Source organism: Pseudomonas batumici (assembly GCF_036585405.1).
In the GTDB taxonomy this organism is placed as follows: domain Bacteria; phylum Pseudomonadota; class Gammaproteobacteria; order Pseudomonadales; family Pseudomonadaceae; genus Aquipseudomonas; species Aquipseudomonas batumici.
In genome coordinates, this window is the sequence record NZ_CP144470.1 from 223,242 (window position 1) to 239,490 (window position 16,249).

General features: G+C 58.5%; 13 protein-coding genes and 3 pseudogenes. 7 read left to right on the forward strand and 9 right to left on the reverse strand.

The window, feature by feature from the left end:
• Positions 1–259: 259 nt before the first annotated feature.
• Both radC and NUH87_RS01095 read right to left on the reverse strand, forming a co-directional pair.
• Positions 260–754, reverse strand: a complete 495-nt coding sequence (gene radC, locus NUH87_RS01090) for a RadC family protein (protein ID WP_338524322.1) — start codon at positions 752–754, stop codon at positions 260–262.
• A 103-nt stretch (positions 755–857) separates the two neighbouring features.
• Positions 858–1,424: a DUF3577 domain-containing protein gene (locus tag NUH87_RS01095; RefSeq protein WP_338524323.1), complete on the reverse strand. Its 567-nt coding sequence runs from the start codon at positions 1,422–1,424 to the stop codon at positions 858–860.
• Between the two features lie 569 nt (positions 1,425–1,993).
• Between NUH87_RS01095 and mobH the strand changes: the two genes are divergently transcribed.
• Both mobH and NUH87_RS01105 read left to right on the forward strand, forming a co-directional pair.
• Positions 1,994–3,895 (forward strand): MobH family relaxase, encoded by a 1,902-nt coding sequence (mobH, locus tag NUH87_RS01100; RefSeq protein ID WP_338524324.1) that lies wholly within the window; start codon positions 1,994–1,996, stop codon positions 3,893–3,895.
• A 265-nt stretch (positions 3,896–4,160) separates the two neighbouring features.
• On the forward strand, positions 4,161–5,150 hold the full coding sequence (locus NUH87_RS01105; RefSeq protein WP_338524325.1) for a hypothetical protein: 990 nt from the start codon (positions 4,161–4,163) through the stop codon (positions 5,148–5,150).
• A 137-nt stretch (positions 5,151–5,287) separates the two neighbouring features.
• Here NUH87_RS01105 and NUH87_RS01110 read toward each other — a convergent pair whose 3' ends face one another.
• Positions 5,288–7,009, reverse strand: a complete 1,722-nt coding sequence (locus NUH87_RS01110; protein WP_338524326.1) for a hypothetical protein — start codon at positions 7,007–7,009, stop codon at positions 5,288–5,290.
• Positions 7,010–7,247: 238 nt separating this feature from the next.
• On the opposite strand from NUH87_RS01110, the gene NUH87_RS01115 reads away from it, so the two are divergent.
• Together NUH87_RS01115 and NUH87_RS01120 are read left to right on the forward strand one after the other, a co-directional pair.
• The gene (locus tag NUH87_RS01115; protein ID WP_338524327.1) at positions 7,248–8,201 is read left to right on the forward strand and encodes a cache domain-containing protein; all 954 of its coding nucleotides are present in this window, start codon (positions 7,248–7,250) and stop codon (positions 8,199–8,201) included.
• 89 nt (positions 8,202–8,290) lie between these two features.
• Positions 8,291–8,811, forward strand: a pseudogene (locus NUH87_RS01120) (GGDEF domain-containing protein).
• A 26-nt stretch (positions 8,812–8,837) separates the two neighbouring features.
• Here NUH87_RS01120 and NUH87_RS01125 read toward each other — a convergent pair.
• Together NUH87_RS01125 and NUH87_RS01130 are read right to left on the reverse strand one after the other, a co-directional pair.
• Positions 8,838–10,064 (reverse strand): diaminopropionate ammonia-lyase, encoded by a 1,227-nt coding sequence (locus tag NUH87_RS01125; protein WP_338524328.1) that lies wholly within the window; start codon positions 10,062–10,064, stop codon positions 8,838–8,840.
• Between the two features lie 73 nt (positions 10,065–10,137).
• Positions 10,138–11,394, reverse strand: a complete 1,257-nt coding sequence (locus NUH87_RS01130) for a Zn-dependent hydrolase (protein ID WP_338524329.1) — start codon at positions 11,392–11,394, stop codon at positions 10,138–10,140.
• A 176-nt stretch (positions 11,395–11,570) separates the two neighbouring features.
• Between NUH87_RS01130 and NUH87_RS01135 the strand changes: the two genes are divergently transcribed.
• On the forward strand, positions 11,571–12,041 hold the full coding sequence (locus NUH87_RS01135; RefSeq protein WP_338524330.1) for an Lrp/AsnC family transcriptional regulator: 471 nt from the start codon (positions 11,571–11,573) through the stop codon (positions 12,039–12,041).
• Positions 12,042–12,054: 13 nt separating this feature from the next.
• On the opposite strand, the pseudogene NUH87_RS01140 reads toward NUH87_RS01135, so the two are convergent.
• Positions 12,055–12,417: pseudogene (locus NUH87_RS01140) on the reverse strand (phytanoyl-CoA dioxygenase family protein); the annotation flags it as partial.
• 2 nt (positions 12,418–12,419) lie between these two features.
• Between NUH87_RS01140 and NUH87_RS01145 the strand changes: the two are divergent.
• Positions 12,420–12,632: pseudogene (locus tag NUH87_RS01145) on the forward strand (LacI family transcriptional regulator); the annotation flags it as partial.
• Positions 12,633–12,657: 25 nt separating this feature from the next.
• Here the strand turns inward: NUH87_RS01145 and NUH87_RS01150 are convergent.
• From NUH87_RS01150 to NUH87_RS01160, 3 genes are read right to left on the reverse strand one after another with little or no spacing between them, the layout of a single operon-like run.
• Entirely contained in the window at positions 12,658–13,725 is a 1,068-nt protein-coding gene (locus tag NUH87_RS01150; protein ID WP_338524331.1) for a maleylacetate reductase, read from the reverse strand.
• Positions 13,700–14,143 (reverse strand): nuclear transport factor 2 family protein, encoded by a 444-nt coding sequence (locus tag NUH87_RS01155; RefSeq protein WP_338524332.1) that lies wholly within the window; start codon positions 14,141–14,143, stop codon positions 13,700–13,702. The genes NUH87_RS01150 and NUH87_RS01155 overlap by 26 nt, the downstream gene beginning before the upstream one ends.
• A gap of 31 nt (positions 14,144–14,174) precedes the next feature.
• Positions 14,175–14,999 (reverse strand): dioxygenase, encoded by an 825-nt coding sequence (locus NUH87_RS01160; RefSeq protein WP_338524333.1) that lies wholly within the window; start codon positions 14,997–14,999, stop codon positions 14,175–14,177.
• Positions 15,000–15,169: 170 nt separating this feature from the next.
• Here NUH87_RS01160 and NUH87_RS01165 point away from each other — a divergent pair, with 170 nt between their 5' ends.
• On the forward strand, positions 15,170–16,084 hold the full coding sequence (locus NUH87_RS01165) for a LysR family transcriptional regulator (protein ID WP_338524334.1): 915 nt from the start codon (positions 15,170–15,172) through the stop codon (positions 16,082–16,084).
• Positions 16,085–16,249 lie beyond the last annotated feature (165 nt).

The following is a 16,249-nucleotide window of genomic DNA, read 5'->3' on the forward strand; positions in this document are numbered from 1 at the left end:
GTGCATGAAGGGAGGGGCGAATCAAGCACTTGGCCGATTCATGTCAGAACGGTCCTACTTTCGCCCCCATTTCGGTGCAGAGCCGGCTCTCGATGATCCTCCATTGCAAAAAATGGGTGAAATCACAGGGGCTTTTCCTTGGACGAAAAAAAGCCCGACAAGGTCGGGCTGAGTGTGAGCTACGAGTTCGGATCCGCCACGGCAGAGGCAGAGGTGGAGCCCGAAAAGTGGGCGCCCGGAGAGGGCGCCTTGATAAGGGTTACATCAACCCGTAGTCGCTCATGGACAACGGATCACCGGCACCGACAATGATGTGATCCAGCAACCTCACGTCAATGAGCGCCAGAGCCTCACGTAATCGTCGAGTGAGCTCACGATCGGCGTTACTGGGTGTGGTACACCCTGAAGGATGATTGTGAGCCGCGATGACCGCTGAGGCGTTATTGGCGATCGCACGCTTGATCACTTGCCGGGGGTGAACACTGGTGTGGCCAATGTCTCCATGAAACATCATTTCAAACGCAAGGACTTGGTGTTTGATGTCCAGGAAAATGACGCAAAAGACCTCGTGATCCATCCCCGCGAGTTTCAGCTTCAAGAAGTCCCTAACCTCTGACGGACTCTCAAGTTTAGGACCCCGAGTGAATAGCCTTCGATCCAGAATCTGCATGGCCCTTTCGATCAACAGATCTTCCTGGGCAGGGCTTTGTGTTTCGGGTGCCTGCGTGTCGTTCAAGGCTCGGTTAGAACTCATGACGTCAACCTCTGTGTCCAGTCATGGAGGCACGCCATCCCCGAGGGACGTGTATGCCCCCGTAGGTGAAAGAAGGCGCCGGTCAGGGCGCCTGGGTGATGGATCAGCCCGCGTGATGCGAGACTGCTGAGGGCTCGGTGGTGTCGATTGGGTCACCGCTATCAGCGGCCTCCCAGTCATGAGCAGTCACCGGCATATCGGTTGTATCCAACGCATCGGGTATATCCGTTGTGTTCGCTGGACCGACGTTTGAGCTGGGCTCCTTGGGCGGCGCGGTATACACCACTTCACCGTTGATTTTGATCATGGAGAGGGAGAGCAAGTTGCTTCCTAAAGCGGCAGTAGGCTGACCTCGGTGCTCACCATGTTGCTGATTGGTAGTAAAGACCAAAAGCTCGCTGAGAGTGAAGCGCACGAAGACAGTTTGGCCTGAGTTGATTTCTTCTGCGCAGTGGCTGATGAGCTGTTTCGCCTCAGTGCCGACCACGGTGCAGTGGAAGTACTTGTAATCGACTTCGTCGGCGGGGCCTTGGAGCGCGGTAACCGTAACTTTTAGGTACGACTTCCTACGGTGAGTGAACGTTCTGACATTGTTGAGGTAACCAAATCCCTGAATGTACAGGTTGAAGTACTTTTTTTCTTCAGTAGCGGACTGATTCTGAGTAGTCATGAGTGTCTCCAGTTTCATTAAGAAAATGGGGAAGCACTCATCCCCAAGGGAAAGTGATTCCCCATTGGGTGGTGGTGCAGTAGGCATTCGGTCGTCAACGGTTCTGACGACTGACCGCGGTGATGAATGCGAGAGCGGTCGGGTGGTGATCAACGCGATCATCGCGTCGTAGCCTTTTAGATCCGGGCTACCTGGGCATGTTGCTGACAACGTCAGCAGGACACCCCTTCAGCATGAGAAAAGAGCCCTTGGCGGTCCAGTCCTCCTTTTTAGACAGAGGGTGTCGGATTTTTCCACTTGAGCACCGTGGGCTTGGCGAAGCATCCCGCGTCTGTCACTTCCCGTGCACCTACCGACTGACTCGTCTGGGTCCCACCTTCGACAGAAAAATACAGAGGGGCGCAATCCTGTTTTCCTCTGGAACCCCGCGCCCAAAAGGCCATAAAAGGAACGGCGAAACGGAAGGGGCTAAGGGAAGCAAAACGAAGGGCAAAGGGCTTACCCACAAAAGGTCATCCGTGCACTGAACAGCCAAAAGGCTCCCTCACACCACACGGATGGCAGGCTGAATGTTCTGGCGATTTAAATTGAAAAAGTCGGCTGATCACGAGCCAACCCGCAAGACCGGGGTGCCCGACTACCTCACACCTCAGACCGCTACAGAGCTGCTGTCGACCCCGCGCCGGCGCAAGCTCCTGGAGCACATCTGGCAGCGCACCTCGCTGTCACGCAAACAGTTTGCCGACCTCTATCTACGCCCCATCGAACGCTACGCCGAACTGGTTCAACAACTGCCGGCCTCCGAAAACCACCACCATGCTTACCTCGGCGGCATGCTTGATCATGGCCTGGAGATCGTGGCTTATGCGTTGAAAATTCGGCAGTCCCACCTGCTGCCCATGGGAGCCACCCCTGAAACCCAAGCGGCACAAACCGAAGCCTGGACTGCGACCATCGCGTATGCAGCTCTTTTGCACGACCTTGGGAAAGTCGCTGTCGACGTGGAAGTGCACCTGGAGGATGGATCGGTGTGGCGTCCGTGGCAGGGCCCGGTGAACCGCGCGTATCGCTTCAAGTACCTGAAGGGGCGCCACTACAAACTCCACAGCGCCGCAACGGGCTTGCTCTCCCTGCAAGTGCTGCCACCGTCGATCCTCGATTGGCTCTGCACCTATCCTGAACCCTGGAGTGCACTGATCTACGTGCTGGCTGGGCAATACGAGCATGCAGGCACCTTGGGCGAGTTGGTCAGTCAGGCGGACCAGGCCTCGGTGGCGCAAGAGTTGGGGGGTAATCCCGTTCGGGCACTGGCCGCGCCGAAGAGCTCCTTGCAGCGTCAATTGATTGAGGGGCTGCGCTACCTCGTCAACGAGCAGCTCAAGCTAAACCAGCCACGTGCGTCGGACGGCTGGCTCACCGACGACAGCGTCTGGCTGGTCAGCAAAACGGTAGCGGACAAGCTGCGCGCTCACTTGCTGTCCCAAGGTGCGGATGGGATTCCGTCCTCGAATGCCACGCTGTTCAACGTGCTTCAGGACAACGCGATCATTCAGATCAACACGGAGGGCAAAGCGATCTGGACCGCCACCGTGCAGAGCGGTAAATGGAAGAAGACCCTCACGTTCCTCAAAGTCTCCCCGGCGTTGCTCTGGGAGGAGGGCAAGCGTCCTCCAGTGTTCAGTGGCACGATCACGGTTGAAACGGCGGCCGAGGCCGCTGAGAAAGTCCGTGATACGGCCGCCGTGGATCGTTCGTCGCTCGAGCCGGTATCACTCTGGGACACTGAGCCGGACTGGATGCAGGGCGCTGCTCAGGCCCGCTTCACCGAAGACGAAGGGTCAGGTCACCGTATGGACATACAGGTGCAGGAAACTGAGCTTGAAGCGCCACCCGAGTGGTTTCGGATGTTGGACGAGGACCACTTGATGGGCACGCACCGCCATGAGACCGGCGAACCCTCCAGCGTCGAGGCCACTCCATCGCCTGTTCGTCAGCCGCCTGCTGCGCGCGAGTCCTACCCGCCAGCCCGTTTGCCAGTTCTGGACGTGAAGGGGAATGACCTGGGAGAAGCTTTCATGAGGTGGCTTCGTCAAGGCATCTTGAAGCACACGATCACCGTCAACGACGCCCAGGCCCCCATTCATAGCGTCGCCGGCACAGCCTTTCTGGTGACCCCGAAGATCTTTCAGCGCTATGCCCAGGAACACCCCGAAACCGCACGACTGGCGAAGGAGCAGGGGACCAGCGATTGGCGTTGGATTCAACGCTGCTTTGAGAAACTGGGCTTGCACCACAAGAGTGAAGAGCGCCTGAACATCTGGTTCTGTGAGGTCAAAGGTCCGCGCAAAACCCGGAGCATCAAGGGGTATTTACTCAAGGACCCCGAACTGATTTTCACCGAGAAACCGTATGACAACCCGTATCTGGCCTTGAAGGGCTCCAGCAGTGGAGGCCCCAGGCCCAGCGCCTGACCTGCGATTCTGACTCAGGAGCTGGAGGACACGAATTTGGACCGGTTGCTCTGCGAGCGGCCCGAGAGGTTGTCCTTTATGTCGCGTCGTAGCAGTGCCAGGATTCGAGCCTGCGTCCGGAGCGAGGTTATGGTGAGACAAAGCCCGGTATGAACTACGCTCCATCTCGGCAAAGACGCATAGGGCGTTTGCAAAGGATAGGGTGGGGTAAAGTTCAATGGACAGCGGTTTGGCGTGAACCTGCCCGGCACAGCAGGATTCGTCCGTGGAGCGTCCGTATTTTCTTCTCAACTGGACTACGGCTCATAAGGGGTGTCTGAAGATGGCGATTTACACTGAGCAAGCATTCAAGACGGAAGCCAACACCCAGTGGGGTCGTATCGAGAACGACTTGCCGATATGGAACAAGCTCCATCCCAGTAAAAGAAAACCCGGAAAGGACTACGACCCTGACATCACAGCCGCTATCGCCAACGGCTGGAGCGTCTATCACAACGCTTCTTCCAGCACGCTCAAGGAAATGCTGCTGGGTGATGTCAAGCTCCGGTCCGAACTTTCGATATTGCAAAACTTCGGCACCACGGCCGGAACCCAAACCATGATGGCTCGCGGATTATTAAAGAACGGTGCAGTGACCATTACCGAGGACATGGTAAACGCGTCCTTGATCGAGCAGAAAACGCAATACACCGCGGCTATTGCCGAGGGCGTCAGATTGAGCAAAAGCACCGATAGCCTGGTGAAACCGAACGAGGGAAGCGAGTTACTCTACAAGGGCAGTATTCTGAATGACGGCTTTTGGTGGCCCTTCATTAACGACGCCTGGGTTCTTGGCGCCCTTCACCAACTGAAAATTTTTCACCTCACGCTGGCCAGTGTCGAAGACGACCTGCTGTGGGACTCTGCCGCAACGCGGTGCCGTGTACTCGGCAGAGAACTGATAGGACTCAAGACCGCCGGCTATTCGTTGGTCGGTCTTCCTGCGTGGGTGACCACCAAGCCTGTGGTTCCCGCTCGGGCATCCGGCTTTTCGACCGCCAGTACGACAGGGGCCAAGGCGACTGACGCGGAAGTCAGAGCGGCTCTCGGATTCACGTTCGCGCCCAACTCCAAAGCCAAGGCCCTCAATATATCCCTCACTTCATACCTTGCAGAGATCGACAAATACAAATCTGCGGCGGAGATCCGAACAGCCCTCTTCGGAAGCGAAGTCAGCTACGCCGCCTATGACTACCGGGCCATCGTTGAAAGCTGATTCATGGTGTTCTACCCCCTGAGTGTTCAGGTTCCGTGGCAATAGCGGATCGCCGGCCGGCCAGGCGGCCGGCGTCCGTCAGCGTGGCTGTCGTTTCTAGACGTCTTTGTTAAATCCGCCTATATCGAACTGGGCCGCTACTCGACTTGTGTGGCGGCGACAGAGAAGTACGGCGTGTTCAATTGCAATGGAATCGTCACCATCAGGTTTTGTGTGGGCGTCGATGGGTTATAGAAGTATTGCAAGATGAGCTGGTTACCGGAGAAGTACTGATCGTAAACCCACCCGTTCGCATCAAGCACCGTTGCGACAAACTTCGACGGCCCCTTGAGTTCGAATGTCAATGTCATCGGCGGGGTCGTAAAGCCGGAGGCACTGACGGCACTCAGGGTAAAACCTTGACCTGTCTGACAGATCGTCGAGGTGGCATTGCCAGGCTTCACCGTCACCTTGGTCGCGGCTGCCAAGGTAATGGATTCGACTGGCGCCGTGGCGCTGAGGTTGACCTTGATTGAATTGAAGAGCGCTTGAAGGGCGCCGATCAGTGTCCCTTTATTCCCTGGCCCCGCTGTGGCGCTCAAGGTGCAAAGCGGATAGGACATGCTCGGGAAACTATAGGGCGAGTAGGGGATCACCGTGGTGCCGGTTTGTACGTTGGTCGAAGTCGCCGAGTACTGGTAGAGGCCGACGAGCTTATTCAGTTCCTGCTCGTCGTTGAATTCGAAATAGTTGTAGCCCATCAACCATGTGGTGCTGGTGTCGGTGCCGCCATTGTGGTCGAGCAGGTAGGTTTCCAACGAGGAAAACTGCCCCACGGCGGCTGCCGCCTGGTCGTATGGACCGCTGTTGACACGATTGGGAGCAAAGACCTCCATCAAGAGCAGGGGCACATCGAATTTTGCCCCGGGCCATGTGGCCGCACCTTGATCGTAGAGGGCGAGGGTCTGTTGCAGGGTATTCGGGTACGGCGAAACCTGGCTGACCTGGCTGATGTTGACGCTGTTGTAATAGTAATGGGTATAGGAAGGGTCTGCTGTGCTCAGACCTGAAACCGTGGAACTGAACGTCGAGGCTGTCGCGCCGTTTGGGGTTTGTTGCTTGGCCACCACCCCATTGATGAGGCAGTTGAACCAGCTCCCGGTGTTTCCACCCTGGTCCGCGTTGGAGAATGTCGCACTCAGTCGCGTAGCGGGTGTCCCGCGGGTTCCATTGAGTTTCTGGTTCAGGTTGACGATCCACCAGATCGTGCGGGCGAGGAAGTTCGAAGGGCTGGCACCCTCCAACCCTTCACCGATATCGCCTTCGTTACCGACACTGATCGACTGAATGGCCGTATGGATCTTGCCCGTCGTCGGGTCGGTGATGCTTTGGATAAAGGTATTGAAATCGTTTTGAATGAACTGCGGCGCCGAAGAGAATTGGTAGTCCGGGAGCGATGCCCCAGCCCACGCATATTGATCGTCGCTCAGAAAATAGTCGGACACGGGAACGACGACCGAGAGACCCAGGCTCTGGGCGTAGTTGAGGAAGTTGATATGGTCCAGCGGCAGGCTCCCTTCGCCGGCGCCGCGATTCATGTTCCAGTTATACAGGCGTATGAGGTTGAATCCATACCCGCTGATCGTCTTCAGGTCGTCACGATAGTAGCCGCCATTGTTGCTTGGGCTGCTTTGGTCGCCCTCCGGGGCGGGTTGGTACTGATTGCTCCACAGCGATTGGAAGGCATCGTTGGCAAAGTCGGAGTCGGTGGTCTGGGTGTTTGGCGCACCCACGGTCCAGGCCGGCCAAGTCGGGCTGTAGTCGACGCCACGCCATATCGTTCCCGTGTATCCGTTGTTGCTGGCGGCTGCATTGCTCATCATTTTTCTCCAAAGTCATCCGTACGCTGGTCAAATGAATGGAATGTCTCCCTTGCCAATTGCCTCGTGGCACCGGAGCAAGCGCGGTGGTTTGGGGCCACCGCCGTGGGCCAGTGTAGTCCGTCCGATTAAACCGGGTGTCCAGTGCCGTTGAGTGTCTATCATTGTCAGAAACGTGAGGCCCGCGTGAAAATCGCATAAGCTACAGGGCATCATCTCGACCACAGGGAAGGGTTTCATGATCACTGCAGCGACCTCGTTTCTCAAGGCCGAGTGGGCGGATGCCAAGCTCAAGATTGGCCATGTGGTGCTCTTTGTGGCCGCGGTGTGTATCTCACTGATAGGCATCAGTATCTGGGGGGTGTTCAACTCCCTGCAGTATCACCTGCATGACAAAGAAATCGAGATGTCAAACCTTTCCAAGGCGTTGTCATCCAACATAGCGGCGACCTTCGCTCAAGCCGACACCGTGATACTGGGGATCCAGGGGCAGGTGGGAATCGAAGGCACGGGTCCGGAGACCCTGAATCGATTGGGGGAGGTACTGAAAAACCAACAAAAAAGCCTGCCGCAGGTACATGGTTTTTCTATTTATGATGAGCAGGGGCTCCGGCTATTCAACTCGAACGGTAAAGTCCCCCCCGGCGCCAATAACTCGGATCGCGACTATTTTACCTACCATCGCGACCATGCCAGTCTAGAGCCCTATATTGGCCCCTCTATCCTCAGCCGTTCGACAAACGAATGGATCATCAGCATCTCGCGCCGACTCAATCATCCTGACGGCAGTTTTGCCGGCGTGACCATCGCCACGATCTATCTCAAGTATTTTCTCGGCCTCTACGACGGTATCGACATGGGGGAAAATGGAATTATCAACCTGACCTCTTCGACTGGGCATATCGTCGTACGCAAACCCTTTCACGACGCTGACATCGGTACTGATATTTCAACGGGAGAGGTATTCGCCTTGTTGAAGCCCGGGGTCAGTTCGGGCACCGCCACCATCCGATCATTTATTGACCATGCCGAGCGGGTCATCAGCTTTCAACGTGTCAATGGTTACCCCCTGGTGATCATCGCGGCCTTTGATAGAAACGAGATCCTGGCGGACTGGCGCAGCGAATCCTTCGCGAGCTTTCTCATCTCATCGGTCTTGCTGCTCACACTCAGTTTCCTGGGTATCGACTGATCAAGTTGATGAGTCAGCAAATACAAGCACAACATGAATTGCTGCGTTCTGAAGAAAATTATATCGAGGCCAACAAGGCGCTCGGGCAAATGGCGCTTGAAGATGGACTGACGGGACTGCCCAATCGCCGTAAATTCGACTTGTTTATCTATGCGGAAATAAACAAGGCAAGGCGAAGATCCGATGATGTGGCGCTGATCATGATCGATGTCGACCTTTTCAAGAAGTACAACGACCATTACGGTCATGTACAGGGCGATGAATGCTTGAGGTCGGTAAGCGCCATCATCAAGAGAAATATAACCCGGGAAGGCGACCTGGCTGCCCGGTACGGAGGGGAGGAGTTTGCCATCGTCCTCTCGAATACCGACTATGTGGGGCATTTATTATCGCTGAGAAAATTCGAACTGAATTGGAGAAAAGTTCAATTGAGCATAGCGAATCGCCGGCCAACGTCGTCACCATCAGCGTTGGTATCAGTACGTTGTCCGGCTCGAAATCCGACACGCCCGAGGACCTGATCGATATCGCTGACAAAGCACTGTACGTCGCAAAATCCAACGGCAGGAATCGGACCGTTATTTCCAATTATCTTGATGCCATGGCTTGAACGGATAAGCCTCGGGTCGACGCCGCTCAAGCGCTCGCCAGCCAAGCCTGCTGGCGAGCCCGAACCGACGCATCGGACTCTCCCACCAGCTCGGCGTAGACGCCGGGTGCCGTCGCGCCTTCGGTGCTGATCAGCAGGATGCGCGACTGGGCGTCGATGCCGACTTCAGCGGCAAGGCTCGGTGTTGCGGCAAGCCGTATCAGCCCTGCCAGCCCGGCAACGGCTGACTCGCCGGCTTCCACCGGAATATCGCGCCGACTACCCGCCGCGAGGCGACGCATGGCACTCACCGCTTCTTCGTCATGGAGGGTCATGAAGAAGTCGACGCTGGGTTGCAGGAACTTCCAGGCCAGGGGCGAAGTTTCGCCACAGGCGAGTCCGGCCATGACCGAGTCCACCGAGCCCGTGGCCTTCGCGGCTGTTCCGGCCAGCGCACTCTGATACAAGCAGTCCGCTTGCTCCGGTTCGACGACGATGAAGGTCGGGCGCTGCTCGCCCTGCAACTCCCAGAGATAGCTGGCGATGCCGGCCGCCAGACCGCCCACCCCACCTTGCAGGAACACGTGGGTGAACGCGCCGTCGCCGCTCCGACGCAGGGGGAGCGCTTCGACGATTTCGGCGGCGATCGTGCCGTAACCCTGCATCACGTCGCGGGGAATCTCTTCGTAACCCTCATAGGACGTGTCGGAAACCACCCACCATCCGTTGCTTTGCGCGAGCGCGGCGGCCTCTGTCACCGACTCGTCGTAGTTGCCACGGATGCGGACGATCTCGGCTCCGTAGGCGGCAATCGCCTGTTCGCGCTCGAGGCTGACGTGGGCATGGAGCACGATGACGCAGTGACAACCGACACTCTGCGCCGCTGCCGCCAAGGCGCGACCATGGTTGCCGTCAGTGGCACTGATGACCGTGAAATCGCGCAGCGCCGGATGGTATCGCCCCGCCAGCAACCCCTGCGGTTCGAAGCCTTGGTTCGGGAACTGGCGCAGGATAAGACGCAGCAGGGCAATCGGTGCACCCAGCGCCTTGAAGCTGCCCAACTGCGAACGTTGCGATTCATCCTTGAGTCGAATCTCCGCGACCCCCAGTTCCGTGGCCAGATCGGGGAGCGAGTACAAGGGCGTGGCGCCGCGATTCAGCCGCGACCACTGAGACAGCCAGGCACGACTCTCAGCGGCCTTCTCGACATTCATGATGCGTTTCAGGGCATCGGGGTAGGTCTCACGTTTTGCGTTGGGATTGGCGAGCAACATCACTGACTCCTTAGGGCAAGGCAGGGCCATCACCGCCGGTCTTCACCGGTAGCGGGTGGTTTGAATGGGGGAATTACGGGTGGCTGTTCAGGCGGCGGACCACCACATCCAAGAGCACCTCGGCGCCCTTGATCAGTTGGTCGTCATCGGTGTGTTCGCGCGGGTTGTGGCTGATGCCGCCACGGCTGGGCACGAAGATCATTGCCGCCGGCGCAATCCTCGCGATCATCTGCGCGTCATGCCCGGCACCCGAGGTCATGCGCTTGTGGCTGAGCCCGAAGCGTCGGGCCGATGCCTCGATTTCGTCGGCCAGGCCGGCATCGAAGATCACCGGTTGGAAGCGTACCAGTTGCGTCGTGTCGATGTGCACGCCTTCGGCCTCCGAGATCTCGGCAAGGAACCGGGACAGCCGCGCTTCAGCGTTCGCCAGCCGCGCGTCATCGGGATCGCGCAGGTCCACGGTGAAGCTGGCCTTGCGCGGTATGACGTTGATTACATTCGGCTCGAAACTCATGCAGCCGACCGTGGCCAGGGTGGTTGCGTCCGAGTCGTTGGCGATCTTGCGCAACTCGGCAACCACCGCGCTGGCCACATAGCCGGCGTCATGACGCAAGCGGGTAGGGGTGGTGCCCGCGTGGTTGGCGTTGCCTTGCACGATCACCCGTTGCCAGGAGATCCCCTGGAGGTTCTCCACCACGCCGATCAAGGTGTTCTCGGCTTCCAGGATCGGCCCTTGCTCGATATGCAGTTCCAGGTATTCGTGGGGAACAATGGAGCCCGGCTCCAGATCGCCGGCGTAGCCGATGCGCTCCAGCTCGTCGGCGAGGCGCGTGCCGTCCGTGCCGATGGTGGCCAAGGCCGCTTCGACCGACAGTCCCCCGGCGTAGACCAGTGAGCCCATCATGTCCGGCTGATAGCGAACACCTTCTTCATTGGTAAAGGCGCCGATGGTAATGGGCCGCGCTGGCAGCACACGGGCCTGACGAAATGCCCGGACCACGGCCAGGCCGGCCAACACGCCATAGCAACCGTCCAATGCACCCGCATTGGTCACGGTATCGATGTGCGAGCCGATCATCAGCGGGGTTTGTTCGCCCTGGTCGTCAACAGCGCGGAGTGTGCCGAAAATGTTGCCGATACGATCAACCTGGATCTCCAGGTCCAGCTCTTTCATCCAGGCCACGAGCTGGTCGCGCCCGGACTTTTCCGTATCGGTCAGTGCAATGCGGGTGCGGCCGCCGTTCAAGGGGTCAGCCCCCAGTTCGCCCAGGGCACGGATCTGCTGAAGGAGAGTCGCGCCGCTCAGGCGAAGATCGGGAAAGGGGCTCATAGGGTTCTCCGGGCGCTACGGGCGGCTGAAGGCCCGACAGGTTCGTGGGTGGATCACGGTTGCTGGGTAAATCCTATTGCAATGCGGCACACTTATTTCTTGATTTTCGGCTGCCGAATGAATTTTTATTCCGTTTTCAGCGCCACTTGCGCTTGCCCATTGAAGAGCCTCTACCCATGAGCCTTGATCATTTCGATTTAGCCCTGCTCGAAGCCATCCAGCAGGACGCCACCACCTCCCAGCAGGACCTCGGCGCGCGGGTAAACCTGTCGCCCGCCGCCGTGAATCGCCGGTTGAAAAAGCTGAAGGAGGACGGCCTGGTCCGCCAGACCGTCGCGCTGGTGGACCCGGTGCGCCTGGGCTACGGGCTGACAGTCATCGCCGAGGTGGAGGTGGAAAATGAGCGCCTGGACCTGCTGGATGCGATGAAGCGTACCTTCCTGGCCTGCCCGCAGGTCCAGCAGTGCTACTACGTCGCCGGCGAGTGCGATTTCGTCCTGATCCTGGCGGTCAGGAACATGGAGCAATACACCGAACTGACCCGGACGCTGTTTTTCCAGAGCAATAACGTCAAGCGCTTCAAGACATTGGTCTCGATGAGCAATGTGAAGGTCGGGCTGGCTGTCCCGGCAACGGATCCTTGCTGATGGTTTCCCGGCTGGCCTGGCGTTTGGCGCGCAGATGCGCCACACGTTCGGCAAAGGTCGCATAGGGCCAACGTTCGTTCAGTGCCTGCAACATCAGTTGCTGCCCGGTCTGCGGGGTCAGGCCGGGCAGGGGCGGGCCGGTTTCCAGCGGCATGTCGGAGTGGGCCACGGCCCCCTGCAACGTCAGGTACTGGGACAGCACATGCAGGGGCAGGGGAAAGCGCTCGACCTCATCGACCGTCTGAAACCCCAGGTGATAGTCACGGTGCGGCTGTTGGGCCTGGCCGCCGGGGTGCACCACGTTGACCTGGGCCGTGACTTGAAAGTACGGGCCCAGCCAGGCCTCGGCAATCAGCCCCAACAACGGGTTGGCGTAGGCGACCGCTGGAGGTGTTTATCGGCCATGACCTGGACGAGGAAAACCGCCAACTGCTGGCCGAGGAAGAAATCGCCGCGATCATCGACCATAACCTGCAGATCGATGCTCGCCATGTGATCCTGCACATCCTGCAATTTCATCGGCTGTGGAAGGACGGGCCGATCGCACCCTCCCAGGTGCAGATCGTCACGCCGTTCAACCTGCCTTACTGAGCCGAGTCCGTGCAGCCCAGGGGGCTTACCGTGGGCGAACGCCATCGAAAGCATCCTGCAGCAGTTGCCGGATCGCTGTTGCCTCGATGGGCCGTGGGTTCCAGTAAGGATTGGAGAGGGCAATGTCCGTGGCGCGATCCAGGTCGGCCTCGGTCAGGCCCAGATCCTTGAGACGTGTCGGTGCCCCCAGGGAACTGGAGAGATCGAACAGGGCGGCCGCGGGGCTGCAATCGTCGACGTTCAGCGCCCGGCAGATACGTGACAAGCCTGGCGCCGCGGATTGGTTGTAGGCGATGGCGTGGGGAAGCACGATGGTATGGGTCTGGGCGTGCGGCAGGTTGAAACTGCCGCCCAGGGTATGACAAAGCTTGTGATGGAGGGCCATGCCGACGTTGCCGAGCACGGTGCCGCACAGCCACGCGCCATAGAGGCAATCGCCGCGGGCATCGAGGTCGGCCGGATTGTGATGAATGCTTTTCATGCCTTCGGCCAGGGCCCTGATGCCCTCTTCGGCCATCAGCGACATGACCGGGTTGCCGTCCTGGGCGTACAAGCCTTCGGCCGCGTGGGCGATGGCGTTCATGCCGCTGGTGATCGACATCTCGAGGGGTAGGCTGACGGTGAGCTCCGGGTCGTAGATAACCGTTTTGGGCAGCACCCGAGGGTCCTTGCCGGTACGCTTGAGGCCGTTCTCGGTCAGGCCGAAGACCGGTGTCATCTCGGAGCCGGCGTAGGTCGTCGGGATGGCCAGGATCGGCAGGCCGGAGTCCATGGCGATGGCTTTGCCAAGTCCCGTGGTTGAACCGCCGCCGATGGCCACGGCGCAGTCAGCCCCCAGTTTGCGTGCAACTTCACGTGCCTCACGTGCCGTCTCGATAGGGACGTGCATGACCGCCTTGTCGAAAATATCGGCGGCGCGGCTGCCGAGCAATCGAACGATGTTTTCCGCCTGGGCACGTTGTTCCGGGGTGCAGAGGACCAGCGCCCGCTTGGCGCCTAATCGATCGATTTCCGCCTCCAGTTGCTGCAGCGAGCCTTTGCCAAAGATGACGCGCGACGGCTGGCCGTTATAGATGAAGGGGGGCGTTGACATGGGGCAGGTCTCCTGGGGTGGATGCAGGTGCTGGGCGCTGGACGATGGGCGTGGGTTGATAGGCAAGCAACTGCCAGTGCGCCGCCGTCTTGAACCAGACGCTGATTGTTCGGTTATTGAGGGTTTTGGCTACGCCGTGGGAAACGATATCGGCGGACATTTCGCCAAAGGCCAGGGCGGTATCGCCGACAGTGCGCACTTCATGCACGACATGTTCTATTCGGTGATAGAGATAAAGACCGTTGCGGCATTTATTCAGATAACTGGCCAGCGTGTCCTGGACGCCATTGGAGTGCACATACACCAACTCGCTATGGGCCAGGCGCTGGAAAGTTTCGAGGTCGCCTCGTTGCATCGCCTCGTAGCGCTGGCGTTCCAATGAACTGATTAAAGCAATAAGAGACACGTCGTCGTTCATGCTGACCTCGAAACGGGATATGACAATGCACTTAGATGACCGGGCCCTTCGCCAGGACGAAATCGAAGGCCAGGGTATAAAACGGTTCGCGGCTGAGCGTGCCCGCCGGGGTCATGCCGGCGGCCTGTGGCTCCCATTCGGTAATGAGCGAAGAGCGCACGCCAAATACGGCATCTGAGTCCAGATAGGGATCACCTTCGCGAAACACCTGGGTGGTCAAGCGTTGATAACCGGCGGCGCTGACGGTGAATTCCAGGTGGGCGGGCCGCCAGGCATGGCGGTTAAGCGCCGTGAGCATCTGGCCGACGGGGCCGTCATGGGGGATGCGCTGGTTGTCCGGTAGCAAGGTACTGAAGTGGTATTGGCCACGTTCATCGGCCTGGAACAGGGCGCTGGCGCCGCCGGCCAAACTGACTTCCAGGGATGCGTACGGGATGGGATTACCCTTTACATCACGGATGGCACCCCGTACGTAGCCTTTCGGGCCGTCCAACTCTGCGCTGAGGTCTGCGCCCAGGTCGTGGACGATGGGCGCGTGCTCGGGCAACACGTGAAATGCCGCGGCCTCGGTACATCCGACGGGCTTTTTGTCGTTCTGTGCGAGCACCAGGGTCGATAGCCCCAGCACGTGGGATAACAGCGCAAATTCCTGCTGGTCGGTCGAGCCGGCCTTGCCGACTCGGCTAAGAAAGTCGATGCCACGCGACCACTCGTTTTCCGTCAATTTGATATCACGGGCAAAGGCGTGCAGGTGTTGCACCAGACTGGTCATGACGGCGCACAGACGCGCATCGGTCGTACCGCTGTTATTGGCCAACACCGCTTGCGTGATGGTCATTTCGTCCAAATTGCGCATTTCGACTCCCCGAACTTTTCCGGCCTATTGGCGCTTCGGCATTTTTTGCAATGCCGGCAACTCCACTTCTCAGGCCACTGCGCCGCACGTTATAGTTCCACTGGATGTAAGAAAAGTCCGTTTCTGGAATTCTTTATTTCATATGTGAAAAAATAAGAAGGGAGCACACCTTGGATCGACTGACTGAACTGGAGCTTTTTGTATTGACTGCGGAAGTCGGCACTTTGAGCAAGGCCGCGGAAATACTGGGCCTGTCCAATGCCGCTGCAAGCCGGCATCTGGTGGCGCTGGAGCAGCGGCTCAATGTCCGCCTGATCGACCGCAATACCCGGCGCCTGGCCTTGACCCACTCGGGCCATCAGTTCTACACCAGTTGCAAAAGCCTGTTGGGGGAGTTGAAAGAGGCCGAGGCGTCGCTCAGCGAGTCGTTGGTCCAGCCGGTCGGCACGCTGACCATTACCAGCTCGATTTCGTTCTGCATGCTGCACATTGCCCCGCTGATCCCGGCCTTTCGGAAAATGTACCCTCATATCACCGTGAAGGTGCTGGGTGAGAACCGCTATTTCGACATCATCGACAGCGAAATCGACCTGGCGATCAGAACCCGCGAATACGAGCCCGACTCCAATATCACCATTCGCCGCCTGGCCGAAACGCGCCGGGTCCTGGCCGCGTCGCCCGGTTATCTGCAGCGCAAGGGCACGCCGAAAACCATCGACGATCTCTCCCGGCACGACCTGTTGATCTACAGCCACGCCAACCAGCCTCGGGTGATGCGCTTTACCAAGGGTGCGGAGGAGGTGGCCCTGAAGGTCGAGCCGATTCTGGAAACCAACGATGGGCAGATTGTCAGGGCCGCCGCCCTGGCCGGTGGCGGTATCCTGGTGCAGCCCAAATACATCATCAACGCCGATCTGGTGGCCGGGCGCTTGATCCCGGTGTTGGACGATTGGGATCTGCCCAGGTTGACCATCAATATGGCTTTTCAAAGCCGTCGCTATATGCCCGCCAAGTTACGTGTCTTCATCGAGTTTCTGTTGGCCGACTTTAACGAACATGAATACGAACGTTACTGGACACGCTAAGGCAGTTTTCCGCTAAGCGGAATTCACATTTATAGTTTTGCCGGGTATTCACTTCCCCGTTCACCTCCTATGATCCGTGGCGCGAGTGCTGGAGGACTTTTATGTTCAACACGGTACTTGGCTTTCTTTGAACGACTATTAAGCCGGCATTATTGAGCCCGGCTT

Bases quoted from the DNA above. Each gene is read 5' to 3' on its own strand.
- radC (WP_338524322.1), bottom strand. From the start codon at position 754: ATGAGTTCTAACCGAGCCTTGAACGACACGCAGGCACCCGAAACACAA.
- NUH87_RS01095 (WP_338524323.1), bottom strand. From the start codon at position 1,424: ATGACTACTCAGAATCAGTCCGCTACTGAAGAAAAAAAGTACTTCAAC.
- mobH (WP_338524324.1), top strand. From the start codon at position 1,994: ATGTTCTGGCGATTTAAATTGAAAAAGTCGGCTGATCACGAGCCAACC.
- NUH87_RS01110 (WP_338524326.1), bottom strand. From the start codon at position 7,009: ATGAGCAATGCAGCCGCCAGCAACAACGGATACACGGGAACGATATGG.
- NUH87_RS01115 (WP_338524327.1), top strand. From the start codon at position 7,248: ATGATCACTGCAGCGACCTCGTTTCTCAAGGCCGAGTGGGCGGATGCC.
- NUH87_RS01125 (WP_338524328.1), bottom strand. From the start codon at position 10,064: ATGTTGCTCGCCAATCCCAACGCAAAACGTGAGACCTACCCCGATGCC.
- NUH87_RS01130 (WP_338524329.1), bottom strand. From the start codon at position 11,394: ATGAGCCCCTTTCCCGATCTTCGCCTGAGCGGCGCGACTCTCCTTCAG.
- NUH87_RS01135 (WP_338524330.1), top strand. From the start codon at position 11,571: ATGAGCCTTGATCATTTCGATTTAGCCCTGCTCGAAGCCATCCAGCAG.
- NUH87_RS01150 (WP_338524331.1), bottom strand. From the start codon at position 13,725: ATGTCAACGCCCCCCTTCATCTATAACGGCCAGCCGTCGCGCGTCATC.
- NUH87_RS01155 (WP_338524332.1), bottom strand. From the start codon at position 14,143: ATGAACGACGACGTGTCTCTTATTGCTTTAATCAGTTCATTGGAACGC.
- NUH87_RS01160 (WP_338524333.1), bottom strand. From the start codon at position 14,999: ATGCGCAATTTGGACGAAATGACCATCACGCAAGCGGTGTTGGCCAAT.